General features: G+C 70.9%; 15 protein-coding genes. 13 read left to right on the forward strand and 2 right to left on the reverse strand.

Annotated elements, in window-relative coordinates:
* Nucleotides 1-458 precede the first annotated feature (458 nt).
* Both SLW52_RS01060 and SLW52_RS01065 read right to left on the reverse strand, forming a co-directional pair.
* Nucleotides 459-2639, reverse strand: coding sequence for a TonB-dependent siderophore receptor (locus tag SLW52_RS01060; protein ID WP_320739631.1), 2181 nt, complete (start codon nucleotides 2637-2639; stop codon nucleotides 459-461).
* Between the two features lie 110 nt (nucleotides 2640-2749).
* Nucleotides 2750-3901 (reverse strand): phosphotransferase, encoded by a 1152-nt coding sequence (locus tag SLW52_RS01065; protein WP_295918262.1) that lies wholly within the window; start codon nucleotides 3899-3901, stop codon nucleotides 2750-2752.
* A 421-nt stretch (nucleotides 3902-4322) separates the two neighbouring features.
* On the opposite strand from SLW52_RS01065, the gene SLW52_RS01070 reads away from it, so the two are divergent.
* The 13 genes from SLW52_RS01070 to SLW52_RS01130 all read left to right on the forward strand — a co-directional run bounded on the left by SLW52_RS01070 (nucleotide 4323) and on the right by SLW52_RS01130 (nucleotide 24827).
* Nucleotides 4323-5168, forward strand: a complete 846-nt coding sequence (locus tag SLW52_RS01070; protein WP_148828908.1) for a glycosyltransferase family 2 protein — start codon at nucleotides 4323-4325, stop codon at nucleotides 5166-5168.
* A gap of 151 nt (nucleotides 5169-5319) precedes the next feature.
* The gene (locus SLW52_RS01075) at nucleotides 5320-6270 is read left to right on the forward strand and encodes a hypothetical protein (RefSeq protein WP_267097157.1); all 951 of its coding nucleotides are present in this window, start codon (nucleotides 5320-5322) and stop codon (nucleotides 6268-6270) included.
* Nucleotides 6271-6311: 41 nt separating this feature from the next.
* Complete coding sequence (locus SLW52_RS01080; protein ID WP_320739736.1) at nucleotides 6312-8204, forward strand: glycosyltransferase family 2 protein; 1893 nt, start codon at nucleotides 6312-6314, stop codon at nucleotides 8202-8204.
* The gene (locus SLW52_RS01085; RefSeq protein WP_152181965.1) at nucleotides 8152-9666 is read left to right on the forward strand and encodes a hypothetical protein; all 1515 of its coding nucleotides are present in this window, start codon (nucleotides 8152-8154) and stop codon (nucleotides 9664-9666) included. The genes SLW52_RS01080 and SLW52_RS01085 overlap by 53 nt, the downstream gene beginning before the upstream one ends.
* Nucleotides 9657-10619 carry a glycosidase-like protein gene (locus SLW52_RS01090; protein ID WP_267114586.1) on the forward strand — a complete coding sequence of 321 codons (963 nt, stop codon included), beginning with the start codon at nucleotides 9657-9659 and terminating at the stop codon, nucleotides 10617-10619. Before SLW52_RS01085 ends, SLW52_RS01090 begins: the two co-directional genes overlap by 10 nt.
* A 701-nt stretch (nucleotides 10620-11320) precedes the next feature.
* Entirely contained in the window at nucleotides 11321-12505 is a 1185-nt protein-coding gene (pncB, locus tag SLW52_RS01095; protein WP_320739627.1) for a nicotinate phosphoribosyltransferase, read from the forward strand.
* A gap of 219 nt (nucleotides 12506-12724) precedes the next feature.
* Nucleotides 12725-13183: a cellulose biosynthesis protein BcsD gene (locus tag SLW52_RS01100; RefSeq protein ID WP_295967613.1), complete on the forward strand. Its 459-nt coding sequence runs from the start codon at nucleotides 12725-12727 to the stop codon at nucleotides 13181-13183.
* 47 nt (nucleotides 13184-13230) lie between these two features.
* Nucleotides 13231-13617, forward strand: a complete 387-nt coding sequence (locus SLW52_RS01105) for a hypothetical protein (protein ID WP_152181962.1) — start codon at nucleotides 13231-13233, stop codon at nucleotides 13615-13617.
* Between the two features lie 95 nt (nucleotides 13618-13712).
* Nucleotides 13713-15863: a UDP-forming cellulose synthase catalytic subunit gene (bcsA, locus tag SLW52_RS01110; protein WP_320739624.1), complete on the forward strand. Its 2151-nt coding sequence runs from the start codon at nucleotides 13713-13715 to the stop codon at nucleotides 15861-15863.
* A gap of 59 nt (nucleotides 15864-15922) precedes the next feature.
* Nucleotides 15923-18211: a cellulose biosynthesis cyclic di-GMP-binding regulatory protein BcsB gene (gene bcsB / locus SLW52_RS01115; RefSeq protein WP_320739622.1), complete on the forward strand. Its 2289-nt coding sequence runs from the start codon at nucleotides 15923-15925 to the stop codon at nucleotides 18209-18211.
* A complete protein-coding gene (gene bcsZ / locus SLW52_RS01120) occupies nucleotides 18208-19374 on the forward strand; it encodes a cellulose synthase complex periplasmic endoglucanase BcsZ (protein WP_295918272.1) in 1167 nt (388 codons plus the stop codon). The genes bcsB and bcsZ overlap by 4 nt, the downstream gene beginning before the upstream one ends.
* Nucleotides 19362-23840: a cellulose synthase subunit BcsC-related outer membrane protein gene (locus SLW52_RS01125; protein ID WP_320739619.1), complete on the forward strand. Its 4479-nt coding sequence runs from the start codon at nucleotides 19362-19364 to the stop codon at nucleotides 23838-23840. Before bcsZ ends, SLW52_RS01125 begins: the two co-directional genes overlap by 13 nt.
* Nucleotides 23841-24311: 471 nt before the next feature.
* Nucleotides 24312-24827, forward strand: a complete 516-nt coding sequence (locus tag SLW52_RS01130) for a peptide deformylase (protein ID WP_320739617.1) — start codon at nucleotides 24312-24314, stop codon at nucleotides 24825-24827.
* Nucleotides 24828-24857: the final 30 nt, after the last annotated feature.

Below are 24857 nucleotides of genomic sequence, written 5' to 3' on the forward strand. Positions count from 1 at the left end.
GGGATTGTTCGCGAGCGCAGTGCATTGCGCGCGTGTTGTAGGAGTGGCTTCAGCCGCGACCCGTCAGTAATAGCGCGTCACGGCTGAAGCCGCTCCCGCAGGGGCTGGCGGCAAACCGGCCGAGTGCACTGTGGGAGGGACTTCAGTCCCGACGCATTGCGCCATCGGAAAGCACATCACTTCGCGCGTCTCGACTGCATGACAGTGGATTGCCACCTTGGTCATCGGCGCGGCTGGTGTTCGAGAGAAGTCATGGTGGATCCGGAGAACAGGGCCAGGCGTTTGCGAACGAAGAAGACAGTGTTTGCTGAAGGAGCAGCGTTTGTCTCACTGTAGGGATCAGCCGCAACCCGTCAGCCGCGGCGCGTCGCGGCTAAAGCCGCTCCCACAAGGTGAAGCTCCATGTCTCGCTTCCAGCTTTCACGAATCCCCAATCCCGATTCCCCATTCCCAGCTCCTCAAAAATCGAACTGCAGCGCCAGCCGCGCGGTCCGCGGCGCACCCAGGAACAGATAATCGTCGCCTTCGTAGGCGCCGACGTCGCGCCAGTAGCGCTTGTCGGTGAGGTTGTCCACGCTCAGCCGCAGTGTGGTCGGCACCGCGCCCAGCCGGGTGGCGTAGCGGGCGCCGAGGGTGTAGACGCTGTAGCCGCCGACGGCGACCTGGCCGCTGCGGTCGGCGTACTTGGCGCCGCTGTACTGCGCGCCGCCCAGCAGCGCCAGGCCGCTGACGCCGGGCACGTCCCAGCTGGACTGGGCGCTGGCGCGCAGCCGCGGCACGTTCAGTGCCTGGTGGCCTTCGTCGCCCGGCGTGCCGGTGTCCTCGGCGCGCGCGCGGATGCCGGCGACGCTGGCCTGCAGGTGCAGGCCGGCGCCCAGCGTGCCGGCGGCGGACAGTTCGATGCCGCGGTTGTGCAGGCGGCCCTGCTGCACGAACAGGAAACTGCCGTCGGCCTGCGGTTGCGCGTACTGGTTGGCCTGGCGCATGTCGAACAGCGCCGCGCCCAAAGTCACGCCATCGCGCTCGAACTTCATGCCGGCCTCGCGCTGGTAGGCGCTGGTGGGGGCGAGGATGCTGTCGGCGTTGCTGGCGAACCACGGCGCGGTGCCGCCCGGGGCCAGGCCCTTGGCGAAGCTGGCGTACAGCGACAGCGACGGCTGCAGCTTGAACAGCAGCGCCGCCTGCGGCAGAAACACCGAGCGGCGCGTACGCCGGGTCAGGCTGCCGTCGCGGTCCCAGGCGCGTTCGTCGTAGCGCACCTGGCGTGCGCCCAGCAGCAACTGCCAGGCCTCGCCGATGCCGATGCGGTCGCTGGCCAGCAGCGCGGTCTGCGCGCTGTCCAGGCGCCGGCGCTTGGGGCCGAGCGTGGCGTCGGCCTGCGCCAGCAGCGGCGGGTCGGCATCGATGTTGCCGCTGCCGATCATCTCGTTGATCGAGCCGTGGCGGTCGATGGTGCGATGCAGGTAGTCGACGCCGACCTGGAACTGGTGCTGCAGCACGCCGGTGCTGGCGCTGCCGCTGGCGATCGCCTGCAGTTCGTCGTTGCGGCGGCTGTCGGCAGGGCTGCGGTAGTCGTAGATGTCGTAGTCGCCTTCGCGGCTGAAATGGTTGGGCACCGCGTCGCCGGCGCAGCTGGCCGCGCCGTAGCAGCCCCAGGCGAAGCTGGAGTAATCGTCGATCAGCGCGCGGCTGTGCGATGCGGCGACTTGCAGATTCCAGGCGTCGCTGAAGCGGTATTCGTAGCGCGCCTGCGCATTCAGCGCCTCGATGCCGACCGGCCTGGACCACGGTTGGTAGGCGAGCAGACGATGCACGGACACCTTGCTCGGCAGCTGCGTGCCGCCGAGCAACTGGTAGCCCGGCACCGAGCGCTGCTGGCGGTCCTGGTATTCCACGTCCAGTTGCAGGGTCGACTGCGGATCGATGTTCCAGTCCGCGGCCAGCGACAGGAAGTTGCGGTGGCCGTCGGCGTGATCGACATAGCTGCGCAGGGTCTCGTGCGCGGCGTTGACGCGCAGGCCGAACTGGCGCTCGCTGCCGAACCAGTCGCCCAGGTCCACCGCCGCACCGCGGCTGCCGTCGTCGCCGCCGCTCAGCACCAGGCTGCGCACGTGCTGCGGGCGCTTGGTCTGGTAGTCGATCACGCCGGCCGGGGTGGTGATGCCGGACAGCACCCCGGACAGGCCCTTGAGCACCTGCACCTGTTCCTTGTTCTCCAGCGCCACGTTCTGTTCGCCGGCGATGGTCAGGCCGTTGATGCGGTAGCTGTTGGCCGCATCCAGCGAATAGCCGCGGACCAGGAAGTTCTCGTAGTAGCCGATCGGCGCGTAGCTGTCGCCGACCGCGGCGTCGGCGCGCAGCACCTCGCTGAGCACGCGCACCTGGCGGTCGGACAGCTGGGTGCGATCGATGGTGTCGATCGCCATCGGCGTGTCCAGCAGCGGCGCGTCGCCGTAGCCGCTCAGGCTGCTGCGGTCGTGCGGCTGGCGACCCTGCACGTTGACCGCGTCCAGTTCGACCGGGGTCTGCGCGCTGGCGGGCGCCGGCGCAGTGTCGGCGGCCAGGGCCGGCAGCGGCAGGGCGATGGCCAGGGCCAGCGCGAGGGCGTGCGGAGCGGGGAAGCGGCGGGTGGGAAGCATGCGGAACGACCTCGGGGAAACGAAACGAAGGAGAGAAGCGGAAGCGGCAGCGCCACGCGGTGCGCGCACGACGGGTGTGATGGCGGGCGTGTCGGTGTGGATGCGACAGTTCATGGCGCGGCCGCCGCGCGCCGCTGCAGGTGCCGCAGCAGGCGTTGGCCCTCGCCCTGGCCGAACCAGGCGGCGTGGCCGAGCAGATAGCGGCGGTAGGCGATCTCGGCGTGCATGTCCGAGCCGGTGATGCCGGCGAAGTACTCGATCTCGCTGAGCGCGAAATCGGCATGCACCAGTGGCAGCAGCGCGGCCAGCAGGCGCAGTTGCGCCGCGTCCAGCGGCAGCAGGGTGGAATAGCCGTGCAGCAGCGCATCGAGCTGGTCGAGGTCGGCGACGGCGTTGCCGCCGTCGTCCAGTTGCAGCCACGGGATCAGGTTGCGCTCGATCGCGGTGGCCAGGTCGAACAGGGCGAAGCTGCGGTCGGCCAGGCCGAAATCGAACACCGCGCTGACCGTGCTGGCGGCGCCGTGGCCGCGCCACAGCAAATTGGAGGCGTGCCAGTCGCCATGCGTCCACAGCGCCGGCGGCGGCGTCTGCAGCAGCGGCCAGGCCTGTGCGTGCCAGGGCAGCAGCTGCACGCGCAGGTCGTCCTGCCAGTCGCGTTGCTGCAGCCATGCGGCCAGCGCCGGACGCCGTGCCAGATCGTGTTCCAGCGCCTGCAACGGCTGCGGCTGGGCGAACAGGCGCAGGTTGGCGACCAGCACGGTGGTGCTGCGCGGCGGCGCGGCGTAGCCGGCCGCGGCACGGTGCAGCGCGGCCAGCGCACGGCCGGCGGCAGCGGCCTGCGCGGTGTCGGCGAAGGGCGTCCACGACATCGCCTCACGGTAGCGGTCCTCGCCCTCGCCGGCGTGCATCACCTCGTAGGTCCAGTGGCCACGCCGCACCGCGCTGGCGCCATCGCGGTCGCGCAGCACCTCCGGCACCGGCACGCCCTGCGCGCGCAGATGGGCGATGAAGGCATGCTCCTCGCCCAGCGCGTGCAGGTCGCGCACGCGGCGATGGTGGCGCTTGACGAACAGCGTGCCGACGGCGGTCTCGACCTCCGCCGCTGCCGAGAACGGGCGCGGGCTGTGCCAACGCAAGGCGTGCAGGCGGCCGGGCAGGGCGTACTGCTGCAGCAGGGCTTCCACCTCGCCGTCGGACAGCGGCGGCCAGTCGGCGGCCACGGTCTGCGTGCCCATGCCGTGCATCTGGTGGCGGGCGCTCATGCGCGTGCCTCGCGGTGCCGGCACGACCCGGCGCGCCGTGCCAGCGGCCGCAGCCTGGGCATGCCATGCGCCACAGCGCGGCCCTTGCGGGTGGTTGGTCTAGACCAGAAGCGAGGAGGCCTGGGACAGGGCCCGGTCGCGCGATCGGGAGCGGAGAAGCGGGCGCCGCCGGCATCTCGGCATGGGCGCGGGCTCGGGCGGCGCGCGCGGTCTGCGGGGTGGGGCGGCAGCCTGGGACAGGAAACAACGCTGACCGGCATCTGCACTGGGCGAAGGAGAGGACACGGATCGCTCCGTCTCCCATGCGCGCGGGGCCGCAAGCGGCCGCGCAGCGCACGGGGCGCAGAGTATGCGCGGCAATCGCCGCCGCCGCCATGCCCGCCGTGCGCGTGGCGGGCGGCACATGCGGGATAATTGGCGGATGAGCGAACAGCAGATAGCCGTGGTGGTGGTGACCTACGAGAGCGGCAGCACCATCGATGCCTGTCTGCAGCGGTTGCGCGCGGCGGCCGAGGTGGCGCAGATCCGGGTGGTCGACAACGCCTCGCGCGACGACACCCTCGCCGTGGTGCAGCGGCACGCGCTGGACGATGCGCGGGTGCGCTTCATCGCCAATCCCGACAACCCCGGCTTCGCCACCGCCTGCAACCAGGGCGCCGCGGCCAGCGACGCGCCGTGGCTGGCCTTCGTCAATCCCGACCTGATGGTCGAGCCCGACACCCTGGCGCAGTTGCGCGCGCAGGCCGCCGCGCTCGGCGAGGCGCTGCTGGGCGTGGAGCAGGTCGACGAGCACGGCCGCGCCGACGCCGCTGTACGCCGCCGCGATCCGGACTTCGCGGCGATGTTGCGGCATCCCCTGGCCGGCTCGCGGCTGGCGCTGGCGGCCGATCCGGCGCAGCCGCTGCAGCCGGTGCCGGCGCTGTCCGGCGCGCTGATGCTGTTGCCGCGTGCGCTGTTCACCCGCATCGGTGGCTGGGACGCCGGCTATCGGCTGCATGCCGAGGATCTGGACCTGTGCCGCCGGGTGCGCCAGGCCGGTGCCACGGTGGCGGTGCTGAACCGCCTGCGCGTGCTGCACGTGCGCGGCGTGTCCAGCCGCAAACGCCCGTGGTTCGTCGAGTGGCACAAGCACCGCGGGCTGTGGCGCTACTTCCGCAAGTTCGAGGCGCCGACCCGGGCCTGGCCGGTGCGGGCGGCGGTGTGGGCGGTGATCTGGCTGCATGCCTGGGTCACCTTCGCCCGGCTGTGCTGGCGCCGCCCAGGCTGAACGAAATCGGCCGCGTTGCGCGCGCGTGCGGCATGGCAACATAAATTCGCTATATTGGGAAGTACGTCACTTAACAAATGACGTGTTCCGCCGATCTCTCCTGGACCGCGCCTGCTTTCCGGTTCGGGGGAACCCCACCAGGAACTCAACCATGCATGATTTCGACGGCGTGCGTCCGCGCACCCACGCGCGCGCCTGCGCGTCCGCTGTGCCCATGCCCGCTGCCCACCGCGCCACGCCCGCGCGCCGCGCGCGGCTGGCGCTGGCGCTGCTCGCCCTGGCGGCCGGCCCCTGCTGGGCCAGCGCCTGGGTCGACGAGGCCGGCCACGGGCTGGTGATCCTCAAGGCCAGCCATACCGATGGCGGCGCGGTGTTCAACAGCCACGGCCAGTCGGGCAACTTCCCCGATGCCGGGCGCAGCCGCCAGGACCAGCTCAATCTCTACGGCGAATACGGGCTGAGCGCGGACCTGACCCTGGTCGGCAACTTCTATTTCAGCAAGGTCGGCTACCGCAACGACAGCGGCTACGGCGACCGCCACAGCAGCGGCTGGTCCGACCAGGAAATCGGCCTGCGCTACCGGCTCGACCCGGACGGCCGCGACGGCCCCTGGCAGGGCGCGCTGCAGCTGCTGGCGCTGGTGCCCGCGTATGCGCGCCAGCGCGATGGCGAGCGGCCGGCACTGGGCCAGGGCGACTACGGCGCCGAGCTACGCTACAGCGTGGGCCGCGGCTATCGCCTGGGCGAACACGACGGCTATGTCGACCTCGGCACGGCGGTGCGGCTGCGCGGCGGCGACGCCTCCGACGAGGCACGCCTGGACGTGTCCAGCGGCGTGGCGCTGGCCCCGCGCTGGATGCTGATCGGCGAGTTCAACGTGATCCAGAGCCTGGGCAACGGCAAGGGGCCGAACCGGATCTACGCGCCCGGCGACAACACGCCGATCCGCGGCAACAACTTCGATTTCAGCAAGCTGCAGGCCTCGGTGCTGTACACGCTGCCCGGCGGCACGCAGCTGCAGCTCGGTTACCAGCAGCCGGTGGCCGGGCGCAACACCGGCGGTGCGGGCGGTCCGTTCGTGGCCGCCTGGTGGCGGTTCTAGCCGTGTCCGGCGAACACGAGAGCGTCGCCGCCGAGGCGGGCGTGCCCGGCCGGCTCGGACGGCTGCCCACCGAGGGCGGCCTGCAGGCGCCGATCGGCGAGGCGCTGGTCGCCGCGGGGGTGATCGACCCGCCGCAGCTGCAGAACGCGCTGGCCCTGCAGTCGCGCTGGCGCTCGCGGCTGGGCGACGTGGTGCTGGCCCAGCGCGGGGTCGCGCCGCTGCGCTTCTACACGGTGCTGGCGCAGCACTTCGGGCTGAACTTCGCCAACCTGCTCAAGCAGCCGATCGACCCGGCGCTGTTCCAGCCGGAGCGGCTGGCCGACTACGCGCAGCGCCTGGTGCTGCCGTGGCGCGAGGAGGACGGCCAGCTGGTGCTGGCGGTGGCCGATCCCGGCCCGGAGATCTTCGCCTGGGCGCGCGCCACCTACGGCGAGCAGGTGCGCTTCGTCGGCACCTCCAAGTTCGACATCGTCTGGAGCCTGCAGCAGCACGCCGACGCGCAGCTCACCCACGATGCGCTGAACCTGCTGGCCGAACATGCGCCCGAGCATTCGGCGCGGCAGGTGATCACCCGCGCGCAGTCGGTGTTCCTGGTGGCGCTCACGGTGGTGCTGGCCGCGGCCCTGGCGCTGTGGCCGCTGGTCACCCTGATCGCGCTCAACACGCTGATCGCGGTGGCGTTCCTGGCCACCTTCGGGCTGAAGCTGGTGCTGGCCTGGCGCGGCGCGCGGCGCCGCATCGACATCAAGGTCAGCGACGAGGAAGTGGCCGCGCTCGGCGATGAGGAACTGCCGGTCTACACGGTGCTGGTGCCGATGTACAAGGAGCCGGACGTGCTGCCGATCCTGGCCAACGCGCTGCGCCGGCTCGACTACCCGACTTCCAAGCTGGACGTGAAGCTGGTGCTGGAGGCCGACGACACCGAGACCATCGAGGCGGCCAAGGCGCTGGGCCTGGAGGCGTTCTTCGAGATCATCCGGGTGCCGCCGTCGCAGCCCAAGACCAAGCCCAAGGCCTGCAACTACGCGCTGCGCTTCGCCCGCGGGCAGATGCTCACGATCTACGACGCCGAGGACAAGCCGGAGCCGGACCAGCTCAAGCGCGTGGTCGCCGCGTTCCGCAAGTCGCCGGCCGACGTGGCCTGCATCCAGGCGCGGCTGAACTACTACAACGCCGACGAGAACTGGCTCACGCGCATGTTCACGCTGGAATATACGTTGTGGTTCGACTTCTACCTGCCGGCGCTGGAGACCCTGCGCATCCCGATTCCGCTCGGCGGCACCTCCAACCACTTCCGCCTGGACATCCTGCGCAAGGTCCACGCCTGGGACCCGTACAACGTCACCGAGGACGCCGACCTGGGCGTGCGCCTGACCCAGCAGGGCTACCGGGTCAGCGTGGTCAACTCGACCACGTTCGAGGAAGCCAACGTCAGCATCCCCAACTGGATCCGGCAGCGCTCGCGCTGGCTCAAGGGCTACATGCAGACCTGGCTGGTGCACATGCGCGACCCGGTGCAGCTGTACCGCTCCACCGGCGTGCGCGGGTTCTGGGGCTTCCAGCTGTTCGTCGGCGGCACCTTCTTCACCGCGCTGGCCGCGCCGTTGATGTGGTTGAGCTACGGGCTGTGGCTGGCGGTGGGCTCGAAGTTCTTCGATCCGTTCTTCCCGCCGGCGCTGCTGTACCTGAGCCTGCTCAACCTGCTGCTCGGTAATGGCTTCCTGATCTATATGACCCTGGTGGCGGCGTTCAAGCGCGACTACTTCCGCCTGGCGCCCTACGCGCTGACCGTGCCGCTGTATTGGCTGCTGCAGTCCATCGCCGCCTACAAGGGCCTGTGGCAGCTCATCCGCAACCCGTTCTACTGGGAAAAGACCACCCATGGCATCAGCAAGCACATGGCCGAAGAGCGCCGCGCCGCGCTCGACGACTGACGCGCCGCCGCGCGCGCGCGGCACCGCGGTGTTCGTATTCACCGCGGCGCTGCTGGCGCTGCTGTGCCACCGGCTGCTCGCGCACGGCTACATGAGCGACGACGCGATGGCGCAGTACGCCAAGCTGCTGCTGTTGCGCGACGCGGCCGGCTTCCGCATCGAGTACCTGGGCTTCCTGTACGCGCAGGCCTCGCTGTACCTGGGCGTGCTGCTCGGCGGCCTGCCGGGCCTGTCCACGCCGCTGCTGCCGTACCTGGTCGACGTGCTGGCCGGGGCGACGCTGGTGACCCTGCTGTGGCGCGACATCGCCGCCGGCCTGGGCCGCGGCTGGGCCTGGGCGCTGAGTGCGGGTGTGGTGATCCAGCCGTTCTTCCTGTGGCCAACCCTGTCCGGCAACAACCAGGGCCTGGGCCTGCTGGTGTTCTACGTGGCCGCGCGCGCGCTGCGCCATTTCCGCGACGATCCGGAAGCCTTCGCCTACCTGCGCCTGGCCGCGAGCCTGTGCCTGCTGTTCTTCGTCGACGAGCGCGCCTGCTTCCTGGCGGTGGCGCTGGCGCCGTGGCTGTTCCTGATCGCGCCGCCGCGGCTGATGCGGCAGGCGCCGCTGGCGTTCTACCTGGTGTGCTACCTGCCGTTCCTGTTCGCGGTGGGGGCGTGGATGTACCTCAACTACATGTTCTTCGGCGACCCGCTGCTGTTCGTGCGCGACGCCACGTCCGCCTTCCGCGGCATCTCGGCGCAGGCGGCGCTGCAGCCGTGGCTGCAGCAGGCCGCGGCGCAGCCGTGGTGGCCGCCGCTGTGGCTGCTGCTGGCCGGGGTGGTCAGCGCGCCGCTGTTGCTGTTGTTGCGTCACACCCGCGACAGCGACACCTGGCGCAGCGTGCTGGCCGCCGCCGCCACCGTGATCGGCGCCGGCACGCTCGCCACCTGGGCGCGTTTCACGGCGCAGCCGCTGGACTTCCTCGCCCTGCTGCTGGTGCCGGCGGCACTGGTGCTGGGCGACCTGCGCCGCAACCTGCGCTGGCTGGGCCTGGCGCTGCTGCTGGCCGGCGCGGTGTCCAGCGGCTGGGTGATCGCCCGCACCGCCACCTCCACCACCCGCGACTGGATCGCCGCGCTGCAGGCACCGGCGTCGCCGCGCCATGCCGACGCTGCGCACCTGGGCGCGTGGCTGGCCGAGGCGCGGCTGCCGACCCTGCTCGACGACCGCGCCAGCTATCCGGTGATCGTCGCGCGCGGCGACGCCAAACAACTGATCCTGCCGTTCGACCCGCGCTTCAAGCAGGCGCTGGTCGATCCGCGGCAGATGCCGGCGCAAGTGGTGGTCAGCGACCCGGCCAGCCAGACCGGCGCCCTGGACAGCCTCAACCGACGCTTCCCGCAGCTGTGGCAGCAGGGCTTGCCGGGCTACAGTCTGGTCTACCACCAGGGCATCTACCGGGTATGGCGCCGATCGCCGTGAGACTGCTGACCGCACTGCTGCTGGCGCTGAGCGCCGGCGGCTGCAGTGCGGCGCCGCCGCCTTGGATGGGCGCCAACGTCAAGGTGTCGCCGCAGGCGCCCTGGGGTAGCGCCGCCGCGCAGCAGTCGCTGCGGCAACTGGCCGAGGTCGGCGCTTCGCGTGCGCTGTTGGTCGCCTTCGTCTGGCAGGCGTCGCCGCAGTCTTCGACCCCGGTGCTGGGCAGCGACAGCAGCCCGGCGCTGGTCCGCGCCGGCTTGCGGCAGATGCGCGCTGCAGGCCTGCAGCCGGTGCTGAAGGTGCATCTATGGATTCCCGGACACTGGGCCGGCGAGGCCACGCCGGCCGATCGCGACATCTGGTTCGCCGCCTACCGGCGTGCGTTGCTGCAACTGGCCCAGGTCGCCGCCGACGAGCGCGCCAGCGCGCTGATCGTCGGCACCGAACTGCGTCAGCTGCAGGATGCGCCGCAGTGGCCGGCGCTGCTGGCGGCGGTGCGCCAGGTCTATCGCGGCCCGATCGGCTATGTCGCCGACGGCCTGGAGCAGGCCGAGCGCTTCGGCTACTGGGACCGGTTCGATTTCGTCGGCACCAGCCTGTATCCGGCGCTAGCCGCCGCGCCCGAGCAGCGGCGCGCGCAGATGCGCGCGGCGGCCGCGCGGGTGCAGGCGCTGGGCGAGCGCAGCGGCCGCCCGGTGTGGGTGGCCGAGCTAGGCCTGCGCTCGGCGCACGGCAGCCTGGCGGCGCCGTGGGAAAGCCCGGAGCAACGCACGGCCGAGGTCGACACTGCGTTGCAGGCGCAGGTGCTGCGCGAGTGGCGCGACGTACTCGACGCGCAGCCGCGCATCGCCGGCATCGCGCTGTGGTGCTGGTACACCGATCCGGACGCCGGCGGCGCGCGCGACAGCGATTTCACCGTGCAGCACAAGCCGGCGCAGGCGGTGCTGAAGCGGTGAGGGTCAGGGACGCGCTTCGCCCTTGGCAGGAGTCAACTGTCATGCAACCACGACGAACGGAGTAGGCGGACGATCTGACCTCGGAAGCCGTCGTGACTGATCCCAAAAAAGGGCGGCGAGAGTCCCTCCCACATCGCGCCCGGACATCGATCACCGCGAGTCCTTTGGGAGTCGCAGTCGCTTGGCTTTGGCTGTTGCCCTTGCTTTTGACTTACCGGGTTCCCTTCCGAAGCGGCGGCCAGCGCGGGGAAACACCCGAAGGGCGGCGCACAGGGATGTGCGCCGTCCGCGGCAGGGCAGGGCTCGCCGGAAAAGGCGAAGCAGTGCTTCGCCCCGGCGGGCGGGCTGGCGCCGTGAGGCGACTGCCCCGGACTTGGCTGCGAAGCAGCCAAGCCCCTTCCGCGGATCCCCGGGATGGACGCGGACCCGGAGCGCGTTAGCGCGGAGGGCGCGAGGCAGGGCGCGCTTGACCAGCCTTCGGCTGTGTTGAAACGCTTCTTTTGGTTACTTTTCTTTGCGCGAGCAAAGAAAAGTAACTCGCCGCAAGGCGAAAGCTTTGCTCTTGCACTTGTTGTCACCATAGCTGAATTGTGCGGTTTCAGCCGCGGCCGCACCTTATCGGAAACGCCCGGTCGCGGCTGACGCTCCCAAAGAAAAACACGAAGACGGGGCATGCAATGCACTGAGCGCATAATCGGCGGATGATCATCGACTCGTTGCTGGACACCGACCTCTACAAGTTCACCATGATGCAGGCGGTGCTGCATCAGCATCCCGGCGCGCAGGTGGAATACCGCTTCAAGTGCCGCACCCCGGGCATCGACCTGGCGCAGTACCTGCCGCAGATCTCCGAAGAGATCGACGCGCTGTGTGCGCTGCGCTTCCGCGAGGACGAGCTGGACTACCTGCGCGCGATGCGCTTCATCAAGCCGGACTTCGTCGATTTCCTGGCGCTGTTCCACCTGGACCGCAAGTACCTGCAACTGCAGGCCTCGGCCAGCGTGCCCGGCGAGATCGAGCTGCATATCCGTGGACCATGGCTGCACACCATCCTGTTCGAGGTGCCGCTGCTGGCGATCGTCAACGAGGTGTGGTTCCGCCATGCCGGCGGCGCCGACCATGCCGAAGGCCTGCGCCGCCTGCAGGCCAAGATCGCGCTGCTGCGCGACACCCCTGGCTACGACAACTGCGCCATCGCCGACTACGGCACCCGCCGCCGCTATTCGCGCGCCTGGCACGGCGAACTGCTGCCGGTGCTGCAGCAGACCCTGGGCAAGCAGTTCGTCGGCACAAGCAACGTGTACTTCGCCCGCCGCTACGGACTGACCCCGCTGGGCACGATGGCGCATGAATACCTGCAGGCGTTCCAGGCGTTGGGGCCGCGGCTGCGCGATTCGCAGGCGGCGGCGCTGGAATCGTGGGCGCGCGAGTACCGCGGCGATCTCGGCATCGCGCTGTCGGACGTGGTCGGCCTGGATGCGTTCCTGCGCGATTTCGACCTGTACTTCTGCAAGCTGTTCGACGGCATGCGCCACGATTCCGGCGATCCGTTCGAATGGGGCGAGCGGGTGCTGGCGCATCTGCAGCGGCATCGGGTGGATCCGCGCAGCAAGATCCTGGTGTTCAGCGATGGCCTGGACATCGACAAGGTGATGCGGCTGTACGCGCATTTCCGCGACCGCTGCATGCTGGCGTTCGGCGTCGGCACGCACCTGACCAACGATCTGGGCCTGGTGCCGCTGCAGATCGTGATCAAGATGGTCCGCTGCAACGGCCAGCCGGTGGCCAAGCTCAGCGACTCGCCCGGCAAGACCCTGTGCGACGATCCGGCCTATCTGGCCTACCTGCGGCAGGTGTTCCAGGTGCCGGCCGAGGAACGGCACTGAGCCTGGGCGGCCCTGCCGGTGCCGACCCAGCGCCGGTCCCGGAGTGGGCGGGCAGGGGTCGCAGTTCAGCGCATCAGGGCTTTGCGGTGAAGAAAGAGTGAGATACACTGCGCTTCAAAGTGAGAACTGTGTCGCAATAGTGACGGCCGGCAACGGTCGGCCCGGGGCGCCACACCCGCTACGCCGTTGTCGTTCCGTCCCTGCCCAGAGACTTCCTCGATGAGCGCTCACGCGTTGCAGACCCATTACCGCACCCATGCCTGTTCGCGGCAGTGGCGCGGCTTTCTGCGCGCGCTCGCCGAGGAGTTCGCCGCGGAGCTGGGCGCCGAGGACCTGGCCCTGCTGATGGCGCGCATCGGCCGCCGCTTCGCCGCCGAACACCCGATCGGCGCCTGCACCACCCTGCAGGAGCTGGAGGACGCGGTGAACCGCGTCTGGGACCGGCTGGAGTGGGGCTATGCGCGCTTCGAGGAGCACGCCGACCGCGTCGAGTTGCTGCACGCCGGCTCGCCGCTGCACATCGGCCTGGCCGGGCAGGCCAGCGGCGCCGACGGGTTCCTGGAGGGGGTGTATCAGGCATGGTTCGTGCAGGTGGGGATGTCGTCCGGCCTGGGCGTGCGTGCGTTGTCGTCCGGGAACGAAGACCTGCGGCGTTTCGTGCTGGCCAGGGCCGGCTGAGCGCGGCGGTAGCGACCGATTATTTTCAGATCGTCATGAGGGGCGTCATGTCCAAGAAGTCCAAGCAAACGGGTGCCGAAACCGGCGACGACGTCTCCAGCCTGTTCGCCAAGCTCGGCAGCAGTGGCGCCACCGCCTACCAGGATTTTTCCGCCGACCGGCTCAGCGCCGCGGAGCCGGCTGCCGCCGCGCCGCCGCCGGCGGCTCCCGCACCGGCGCCGGTGCTGTCGGTGGTGCGCGCCGCGGTCGAGCCCAGGCCGGCTGCGCCATTGCCGGTGGCGCCCGCCGCACCGGCGGCGCCTGTGTCGGCCGCCGTCATCGGCACCGCGACCGGCACGCCGTTGCAGCAGCTGTTCCAGCGCCTGCTCGAGGTCGGCCGCGAGGCCGCGGTGCCGGCGCCGGGCGGTCCGCTCAAGCGCTTCTTGAATCGTTGATGCCATGCGGCGCCTGCGGGCGCCGCACCTGTTTGCCGTCGCCGCGCGGTGGGGAAGACCGCGCGCCGACCTCCTCCCCTTGTTAGGAATCGCCGATGAGCGCTGCCTCCGCGTCGCATGCCGCGCGCCCGCTGCATGTCCTGGCCAACTGGTCGCTGTGGCTGCTGGGCGCCGTGTTGCTGGTCTTCGTCGTCGCCATCCCGATGGATGTGCCGCAGCAACTGCTGTTCTCGCTGGTGGTGTTCGCCGCGGCCATGCTGCTGCGGCGCAGCGGCAGCCGCCTGGCGATCCTGGTGATGATGGCGCTGTCGCTGGCGGTGTCCTCGCGCTACATCTGGTGGCGCCTGACCCAGACCGTGGGCATGAGCAGCCCGGTCGACCTCAGTCTGGGCCTGGGCCTGCTGCTGGCCGAACTGTACGCGTTCGTGATCCTGGCGCTGGGCTATTTCCAGGTGCTGTGGCCGCTGAACCGGCGGCCGCTGCCGCTGCCGGCCGACCAGCGCGAATGGCCCAGCGTCGACCTGTTCATTCCCACCTACAACGAACCGCTGTCGGTGGTGCGCTCGACCATCCTCGCCGCCAGCGTGATGGACTGGCCGGCCGACAAGCTCAACATCTACCTGCTCGACGACGGCCGTCGCGAGGAGTTCCGCGCGTTCTGCGCGCAGGTCGGCATCCACTACGTCACCCGCACCAACAACCTCCACGCCAAAGCCGGCAACATCAATGCGGCATTGAAGAAGTCCAGCGGCGAGTACGTGGCGATCTTCGACTGCGACCACATCCCCACGCGCTCGTTCCTGCAGGTGGCGATGGGCTGGTTCCTGCGCGACGCCAAGCTGGCGGTGGTGCAGATGCCGCACTACTTCTTCTCCGCCGATCCGTTCGAACGCAATCTCGGCAACCACGGCAAGGTGCCCAACGAGGGCGAGCTGTTCTACGGTCTGCTGCAGGACGGCAACGACCAGTGGGACGCCACCTTCTTCTGCGGCTCGTGCACGGTGATCAAGCGCAAGCCGCTGGAGGAAGTGGGCGGGGTGGCGGTGGAGACCGTCACCGAGGACGCGCACACCGCGCTCAAGCTGCACCGCCGCGGCTACCGCAGCGCCTACATCGCGGTGCCACAGGCCGCCGGCCTGGCCACCGAGAGCCTGTCCGGCCACGTCGCCCAGCGCATCCGCTGGGCGCGCGGCATGGCGCAGATCGCGCGGCTGGACAACCCGCTGCTGGGCAAGGGCCTGCGCCTGTCGCAGCGCCTGTGTTACGCCAACGCGATGCTGCACTTCTTCTACGGGCTGCCGCGCATCGTCTATCTGACCGCGCCGCTGGCGTTCCTGTTCTTCGGCGCGCACGTGATCCATGCCTCGGCGCTGATGATCCTGGCCTATGCGCTGCCGCACATCCTGCAGGCCAACCTGACCAACCTGCGCACCCAGGGCAAGTTCCGCCACCTGCTGTGGAACGAGGTCTACGAGACCACCCTGGCCTGGTACATCCTGCGCCCGACGCTGGTGGCGCTGCTCAATCCCAAGCTCGGCAAGTTCAACGTCACCCCCAAGGGTGGCCTGGTGCCGCGCAGCTACTTCGACGGGCAGATCGCCAAGCCCTACCTGTTCCTGCTGGTGCTGAACCTGGCCGGCCTGGCTGCGGGCGTGATGCGCCTGCTCAGCGTGCAGCCCGGTGGCGAGGCGCAGACGATCTGGTTCAACCTGGCCTGGACCGCGTACAACGTGCTGTTGCTCGGCGCCACCATCGCCACCGCCAGCGAAATGCGCCAGGTGCGCCGCTCGCACCGCGTGCCGCTGGACATCCCGGCCACCCTGCACCTGGCCGATGGCCGCGAACTGGATTGCCGCACGGTCAACTTCTCCACCGGCGGCATGGCGCTGCGCCTGCTCGCGCCGGTGCCGGTGGAGCCGGACATGCCAGTGGAGATCGCGCTGCCGCAGCGCGGCAGTTCCAAGCGCCTGCCGGCGATGGTGCGCCACGACCGCGACGGCGAAATCAGCATCCAGTTCCGGCCGATGTCGATCGAGCAGGAGCGCTGGCTGGTGGCCTGCACCTTCGCCCGTGCCGACATCTGGGTGTCGCAGTGGGGCCGTCACGACCGCGACCGCTTCTGGGTATCGCTGGGCCGCGTGTTCGCGGCCAGCATGCGCGGCTTCAAGCGCCTCGGCCAGCACGTCGCCAGCAGTGCGCGCAGCGGCTGGCGCGGCCGCACCGCCGGCGAGGAGGCTGCGCCGTGAGTCGCCGTTCCATTGTGTCGCGTTCATTCCTCTCTTTCACTTCCATCCGGTTGCCGTCGATGCGTCTACCCGCCCTGGCTGCGTGCTGTCTCACGGTTCTCTCCGGCCTCGCCCTGGCCCAGGAGCCGACCCTTCCCGCCACCGCGCAGGCGCCGGCCGCCGCCGCGACCGCCACGCCGCTGCCGTCTCCGGCCGAACGCGAGCGCTCGGCCACGCTCAAGCAACTGGGTGTGGACTACGAGATGACCCTGCGCGGCATCCAGGGCAGCGCCGGTATCGCTTTCAGCACCCGCACCGACGAAGTGGTGCAGGCGGCGAACCTGCATCTGGTCTACAGCTACTCGCCGGCGCTGCTGCCGGACCTGTCGCACCTGAAGGTCAGCGTCAACGGCGTCACCGTGGCGACCCTGCCGGTCAGCCGCGAGAACGCCGGCAAGCTGCAGCAGAGCGACGTGCCGATCGATCCGCGCCTGATCAGCGACTACAACCGGCTCAACCTGCAACTGATCGGCCACTACACCCGCGATTGCGAGGATCCGGACCACACCAGCCTGTGGGCCAACATCGATCCGTCCACGCGGCTGTCGCTGACCGCCACCCCGCTGGTGCTGCGCAACGACCTGGCGCTGCTGCCGGTGCCGTTCTACGACAAGCGCGATACGCGCCGCCTGGAACTGCCGTTCGTGTTCCCGCAGCGCCCGGACCTGGCCACGCTGCGCAGTGCCGGCATCGTCGCTTCCTGGTTCGGCGCGCAGGCCGGCTACCGCGGCGCGTCGTTCGGCGTGGCCATCGGCGACGTGCCGGCCACCGGCAACGCGGTGCTGTTCGCCACCGCCGCGACGCTGCCGGCGGAACTGGCCGCGACCCAGGCCGGCCTGACCGAGATCGCCGGCCCGACCCTGGCGATGATCACCAATCCGCGCGATGCCACCGGCAAGCTGCTGCTGGTGCTGGGCCGCAACGACAACGACCTGCAGCAGGCCGCCACCGCGCTGAGCCTGGGCACGCCGTTCAACGGCCCGGTGGCGCGCATCGGCGAACTCAAGCCGGCGCAGCCGCGCAAGCCCTACGACGCGCCCAACTGGATCTCTGGCGACAAGCCGGTGCGCTTCGGCGATCTGGTCGCGCAGACCTCGCAGTTGAACGTCAGCGGCTACCACCCCGACCTGATCCGGGTCGGCCTGCAACTGCCGCCGGATCTGTTCGTGTGGCAGCGCGACGGCATCCCGGTCAACCTGCGTTATCGCTACACGGTGCCGGAGACGCAGAACAAGTCGGCGCTCAACGTCAGCATCAACGATGCCTTCGTCACCACGCTGCCGCTCAACGGCCACGCCTATGCCGAGTCGCTGCCGCTGCGCTGGTGGCACGAACTCTCGCCCAAGGGGGCGATGCCGGTGGAGCAGAAACTGCTGCTGCCGACCGGGCCGTTCTCGGCCAACAGCCAGCTGCGTTTCCACTTCTTCTTCGACCGCCCGCAGGCGGAGGCGTGCAAGAACACCTTCCCCGACGTGTCCGGCGCGATCGACGCTGATTCCAGCGTGGACCTGCGCTCGTTCCATCACTACATGGCGATGCCGAACCTGGCCGCGTTCGGCAATGCCGGCTTCCCGTTCACGCGCCTGGCCGACCTGTCCGAGTCCACCGTGGTGGTGCCGGACGAGATCGGCGACCAGGACATGGCCAACCTGCTGACCCTGCTCGGCCGGCTCGGCGCGTCCACCGGCTACCCGGCGCTGCGGGTGACCCTGATCCACGCCGCCGAGGTCGACAAGCACGCCGACAGCGACCTGCTGGTGTTCGGCAGCCTGCGCTCGCAACCGCTGTTCCAGCGCTGGAGCGCGGCGCTGCCGATCGGCGACGGCGCCAGCGGGCGGCGCTTTGCGATGAGCGACTGGGTGCTGGACAAGCTGCCCGGCTTCCTGTCGTTCGATGCGCGCCGCACCGACCTGCCGACCACCGCCGAGGTGGCGGTGAAGCCGGCACCCGGCGACGTGGTGCTGATGGGCTTCCAGTCGCCGCTGAAGGCCGGGCGCAGCGTGGTCGCGCTGCTGGCCGAGGACCCGGCCAGCGTCGAGGACTTCTTCGACGCCTGGCTGGAGCCGGCCACGCTGAAGGACTTCCAGGGCAGCGTGGTGCTGCTGCAGAAGGGCAAGGTGCGCAGCCTGGCCGGCAACCAGACCTACTATGTCGGTCACCTGCCGCTGCCGACCTGGGCGCGCTGGTACTTCTCGCAGCACCCGCTGTTGCTGGGCCTGGCGGTGGTGCTGCTGAGCGTGTTGCTGGCGCTGGCCGCGCGCGTGGTGCTGCGCCGGCATTCGGCGGCGCGGCTGCAGGCAGGGCGGTGAACGGACACACCGGCCAACGCCGGCGCCTGCTCGGCGGCCTGCTCGCCGCCGGTGCGGCGACGCTGCTGCCGCCGGCGCGCGCCGCGCTGGCGGCGGCGCCGGCCTGCGCGCCGTGGCGCGAGTGGATCGCGTTCGTCGGCAAGCACCTCGATGCCAGCGGGCGGGTGATCGATTTCCAGCACGCCGACCAGCGCAGCACCTCCGAAGGCCAGTCCTACGCGCTGTTCTTCGCGCTGGTGGCCAACGACCAAGTGCTGTTCGAGCGCGTGCTCGGCTGGACCCGGCACAACCTGTGCGGCGGCCGCCCGCAGCAGGTGCTGCCGGCCTGGCTGTGGGGCCGCGCCAGCGACGGCAGCTGGCGCGTGCTCGACGGCAACAGCGCCAGCGACGCGGACCTGTGGATCGCCTACGTGCTGCTCGAGGCCGGGCGCCTGTGGCAACGGCCCGGCTACACCCAGGCCGGTCTGCAGATGCTGGCGCTGGTGCGACGCACCGAGCTGGCCGAGCTGCCCGGGTTCGGCAGCATGCTGCTGCCGGCGGCCAAGGGGTTCGTCAGGCCGCAACGCTGGACGCTCAACCCCAGTTACCTGCCGCTGCAGTTGCTGCGGCGCTTCGCCGCGGTCGATCCGAAGGGACCGTGGGCCGGCCTGGCCACGCGCAGCGCACGGATGCTGCGCGACAGCGCGCCGGTCGGCTTCGCGCCGGATTGGACCGCCTGGGACGGCCGCGCGTTCGGTGTCGACCCCGACAAGGGCGCGATCGGCAGCTACGACGCCATCCGCGTGTACCTGTGGGCCGGCATGCTCGATGCCGCCGATCCGCTGCGCAAGGCGCTGCTCGACGATCTGTCCGGCCCGCTGCAGCAACTGCGCGCGCAGGGCCGTCTCGACGAGAAGATCGACAGCCGCCAGGGCGTCGGCAGCGGACAGGCGCCGCCCGGCTTCGCCGCGGCCCTGCTGCCGTACCTGAGCGCGCTGCGCGAACCGGCGCTGCTCCAGGCGCAGGCGCAACGCATTCCCGCGCCCGGCGACGCCGCCGCGGCACGGCTTCCCTACTACGACCGGGTGCTGATCCTGTTCGGACGCGCCTGGCTCGACAACCGCTACCGCTTTTCCGCAGACGGCGCGCTGCAGCCCGCCTGGAGAACCCAATGCTCCGCATGAACCTCAAACCCCTGTACCTGGCCGGCATGATCGACCTGTGCCTGCTCGCCGGCAGCGCGCACGCGCAGAACGCCGACGCCACCCAGCAACTGGTCAGCCAGGGCAACTACTGGCACGACCAGGGCCGCGACGATCTCGCCGCCGATGCCTGGCGCAAGCTGCTGCGGGTCGACCCGAACCAGCCCGACGCCCTGCTCGGCCTGGCCCAGATCGATCTGGCGCAGGGTCGCCAGACCGACGCGCGCAAGCGCCTGGCGCAGCTGCAGAAGGCGCATCCGCAGGCGCCGCAGACCCAGCGCCTGGCCATGTCGATCGGCGGCACCGGCGATAACATCGACCTGCGCAACGCACGCCGCGCCGCCGCCGCCGGCCGCTACGTGGACGCGGTGCGCGCCTACCAGACGCTGTTCGACGGCAAGGACCCGCCGGACTCGCTGGCGCTGGAGTACTACCAGGCGCTGGCCGGCACCCCGCAGGGCTGGGACGGCGCACGCGACGGCCTGCGCCGCCTGGCTGCAGCGCAGCCGGACAACACCGCCGCGGCGCTGGCGCTGGCGCAGGTGCAGACCTACCGCGAACCGTCGCGGCGCGAGGGCATCGCCCAGCTCGCCGCGCTGAGCAAGCGCGCCGATGTCGCCGGTCCCGCGCGTGCCGGCTGGCGCCAGGCGCTGCTGTGGCTCAATGCCGGCCCCGCCGATGCGCCGCTGTACCAGGCGTTCCTGGCCGCCAATCCGAACGATGCCGAGATCGCCAAGAAGGCCGCGCAACTGCAGGAGCGCCGCGCGCAAGGCGGCGATCCGGCCGGCGAACAGCTGGGCGAAGGCTTCAAGGCGCTCAACGCCGGCAACCTGGCGCTGGCCGAACAGCGCTTCGCGCAGGTGCTGCGCGCGCGTCCGCGCGATGCCGAGGCGCTCGGTGGCCTGGGCTCGGTGCGGCTGCGCCAGCAGCGCTTCGGCGAAGCGCAGGAACTGCTGCGCCCGGCCGCGGCCGCCAACGGCAAGTGGCGCAGCGCGCTGGACAGCGCGCGCTACTGGCTGCAGCTGCAGCAGGCGCAGGCCGCGCGCACCCGCGGCGACACCGACGCCGCGCTGCGCCTGGTCCAGCAGGCGGTCAAGCTCAAGCCCGAGGAGGCCGCCGGCTACGCGTTGCTGGGCGACCTGCAGTCGGCCAGCGATGCCGCCGCCGCCGAAAAGAGCTACCGCGAGGCGCTGCGCCTGCATGCCGACGATGCCGGCGCGCTGCAGGGCCTGATCGCCCTGTACAGCCGCCAGGGCCGCGCCAACGAGGCCAATGCGCTGTTCGCCAGGCTCAGCCCGGCGCAGCGCCAGCAGGCCGGCGGCGAGTCCGCGCTGAAAGCCAACCTGCAGCGCGCCCGCGCGCAGCAGGCGCTGGAGGCCGGCGACACCGTCACCGCGCAGAGCGAGCTGGAAAAGGCGATGGTCGACAACCCGGGCGATCCGTGGGTGCGGCTGGACCTGGCGCGCCTGTACCAGCAGGCCGGGCGTCCGGACCAGGCGCGCAGCGTCATGGACGGCCTGCTCGCAGTGCACGGCGACATGCCCGAGGCGCTGTACGCCAATGCGCTGCTGGCGCAGGAACGCGGCGACTGGGCCAGCGCCTACGCCAGCCTGGAACGCATTCCGGCCAATGCCCGCACCGCCGAGATGAGCGCGCTGCGCAACACCGCCTGGGTCGAACAGCAGGCGGCCACGGCGCGCCTGCTGCAGCAGCAGGGCCGCGGTGGCGAAGCGCAGTTGCTGCTGGGCCGCACCGAGGCCGCGCTGGGCGACGCGCTGGAACAGCCGGCACTGCTGGCGGCGATGGCCGGCGCCTATGCCGACATCGGCAGCAACCAGCGCGCGCTGACCCTGGCGCAGCGCCTGGTCGCACAGAACCCCTCCACCGAGGCGCGCCTGCAATACGCCGGCGTGCTGCTGCGCGCGCACCAGGACGCGGAACTGGCGGCGACCCTGCGCCAGCTGCGCGACAGCGACATGAGCGCCGAGCAGCAGCGCCGCTACCAGGCGCTGCGCAGCGGCTACGTGCTGCGCCAGGTCGATGCCCTGCGCGAACTCGGCAACCTCGAAGCCGCCTACGACGCGCTGGCGCCGCTGCTGGCGCAGCAGAACCAGGATCCGCAGGCGGTGGCCGCGCTGGCACGGCTGTACGCCGCCGCCGGCGACCAGCGCCAGGCGCTGGTGTTGTATCAGCAGCAACTGCAGCAGTCGCCCAACGACCTGGACACGCTGATCGCCGCGGCCAACACCGCCGCCGCGCTGCGCGACCTGCACAGCGCCGAGGACTACCTGCAGCGCGCGCTGGCGCAGGCGCCGGATTCGCCGCAGGTGCTTGGCGCCGCCGGCCGCGTGTACCGCAGCGCCGGCAAGAACCGCAAGGCCGAGAGCTACTTCCGCGCCGCACTGGCGGCGCAGGCGCGCGAGGCGGGCCAGTACGACAACGGCCTGCCGGCCGCCAACGGCCCGGCGTCCTACGCCGCTGCCGGGCGCCCGCTCAATCCGTTCGCCGGCATGAACGGACGCATGCCGCGCAGCGCCGCGGTGGTGTCCGACCGCCTCGGCGGCGGCGTGCCGGCCCCGGCCTACGCAGCGTCCGCGCTGCCGGCGTCCGCGCCGGCCGTGGCCGCCGGCGACGACCTGCCGCCGCCGGCCAGCGCCAGCGCCGTCGGCGTGGCCCTGGCCGCATTGCCGGTGCCGGGCCAGCGCAGCACCGCCCGCAGCGTGCCGCGCGACCTGCCCGACGACGGGCTGCTGGCCGCCGCGCCGCGCGCGTCCCTGCGCCAGCCGGCCGCGCCGGCCAGCGCCGGCGGCGGTTCAACCGTGCTCGACGAACTGCGCGAGGTGCAGGCCGAGAACAGCGACAGCCTCGCCACCGGCGCCAGCTACCGCGCCCGCGACGGCGAGGCCGGCCTGGGCCGGCTGCGCGATCTGGAAGTGCCGCTGCACGGCGAGTTCGCGGTGGGCGAGGGCAAGCTGCAGGTCGACGTCACCCCGACCCTGCTCGACGCCGGCACGCTCGGCACCGGCTACGCCACCGCCAGCCGTTTCGGCGCCGGCCCGGCCGCGGCGATGGGCGATGCCCTGGCCGCCGACCGCACGCCGATCGACAGCCTGGTCGGCAGCGACCTGTACCAACTGCTGCTCACCGAAGGCAACAGCAATGCCACCCGCAACGCGCTGCGCACCTACGCGGTCAACACCGGGCTGTACAACAAGCTGTTCAACGACACCGACCCGGCGCTGACCAACGCACAGCGCCAGGCGGCAGCGCTGCAGGCGCTGTACGCCGAGCCGCTGTCGGCGTTCCTGCTCGGCAACACCGCCGCCGACACCGCGATCGGCACGCTGGCCAGCGCCATCCTCGGCGACGCCTCGCGCAGCGCCGACCTCAGCGCCGCCGACATCGCCCGCTTCCGCAACCTCGCCGCCAACCCCACCGCCGCGGCGCTGACCCCGGCCGGCTTCAGCCAGGCGCTGTACACCATGGCCGCCAACGGCAACGGGGCGCGGCGCATGGACCAGGACGCGCGCGGCGTCGGCATGGCGGTGACCTACAAGAACGGCGGCTTCAGCGCCGACCTGGGCAGCACCCCGGTCGGCTTCCCCGAGCGCCGCATCGTCGGTGGCGTCGGTTACCGCGGCCAGGCCGGCGACAACCTCACCTATTCCGGCCAGGTGTTCCGCCGCGCGGTCAGCGACAGCCTGCTGTCCTTCGGCGGCGTCGACGACGGCCGCGCCGGACTCGGCTGGGGCGGCGTGACCAGCAACGGCCTGCGCCTGTCGGCCACCCTCGACAACGGCCTGCTCGGCGGCTACGCCAGCGTCAGTGCCGACCGCCTGGTCGGCCGCAATGTCGCCAGCAACGACCACCGCCAGGTCGACCTGGGCGTGTACGTGCACGCGCTGGACACCGAGAACCAGTCGCTGACCGCCGGCCTCAACCTGACCGCGATGCAGTACGACAAGAACCTGGGCGGCTACACCTACGGCCAGGGCGGCTATTTCAGCCCGCAGGACTACGTGGACCTGGGCTTCCCGGTGCACTGGAGCGGCCGCACCGCCGGGCGCACGGTCAACTGGAGCGTGGACGCCAGCGTCGGCGTGCAGCATTTCCGCAGCGACGACAGCCCGTACTTCCCGACCAGCGCGCAGATGCAGCAGGCCGCCTACGACGCCGCCTCGCTGGCCGCACTGCTGGGCCTGACCGACCGCTACGTCGCGCCGGTCTATGCCGGGCAGAGCAAGACCGGCATGTCCTACAACATCGCCGGCGCGGCCGAATGGCAGATCGCCCCGCAGCTGTTCCTGGGCGGCCGCCTGCTGTTCAACAACGCCCGCGACTACACCCAGTTCAGCACCAACCTCTACGTGCGCTTCGTGCTCGACCGGCTCGGCGCCGGCCTCGGCCGCCGCCCGCAGGTGCTGGCCTCGCCGTACGTGCCGGAGTAGGGCGCGCGCCGCGCGGAGACCGGCGCAGGCGTCAACTGTCTTACAGCCGCGACAAACGGCACCGAAACCCGACTGACACCCTGCGTCGTCGGGACTGAAGTCCCTCGCACAAGGATGCCCCGCGCATCCCTGTGGGAGCGACGTCAGGCGGGCGTCACGTGTGCACATCCATCTCGGCGGATGGCCCACGGCGCTGCGGAACCACGCGTGACGGAACGCGCGCTACGCTGGCCGGGTGCACGGTGGGAGGGACTTCAGTCCCGACGCATTGCGCCATCGGCAAGCACGCCACCTCGCGCGTCGCGGCTGCATGACAGTTCGCATCTGCAGAATTCGCCAAGCGCTTTGCCGCAACACGGGGATTGCACCGCGGCGTGTCGCAGTCGGGGCAGGGGAGGCCGCAGCCCGCACTGCACGCGTCGCCGCTACGGCGGATAATCGCGGCCATTCCCCGCTGCCAGGAGTCCGCACATGATCCGCGACATCATCCGCATGGGCGACCCGCGTCTGTTGCGCCAGGCGCCGCCGGTCACCGATTTCGACAGCGCGCAACTGCATGCGCTGGTGGCCGACATGTTCGAGACCATGGACGCCGCGCGCGGCGTCGGCCTGGCCGCGCCGCAGATCGCGGTGGACCTGCAGTTGATGGTGTTCGGCTTCGAGCGCAGCGCCCGCTATCCGGACGCGCCGCCGGTGCCGCGCACCGCGCTGGCCAACGTGGAGATCGAGCCGCTGTCCGACGACCTGGAGGACGGCTGGGAAGGCTGCCTGTCCATTCCCGGACTGCGCGCGGTGATTCCGCGCTACCGGCACATCCGCTACAGCGGCGTGCTGCCGGACGGCACCCCGCTGCAGCGGGACGCAGAAGGTTTCCACGCCCGCGTGGTGCAGCACGAGCACGACCATCTGATCGGCCGCCTGTATCCCTCGCGCATCCGCGACTTCGACAGGTTCGGTTTCGAGGACGTGCTGTCCTACGACTTGTAGTGCCGGGATGCCCCGCGTTGGCGATGCGTG

Origin of the sequence: Xanthomonas sp. LF02-5 (assembly GCF_034105325.1) — a bacterium.
GTDB classification, from domain to species: Bacteria; Pseudomonadota; Gammaproteobacteria; order Xanthomonadales; family Xanthomonadaceae; genus Xanthomonas_A; species Xanthomonas_A sontii.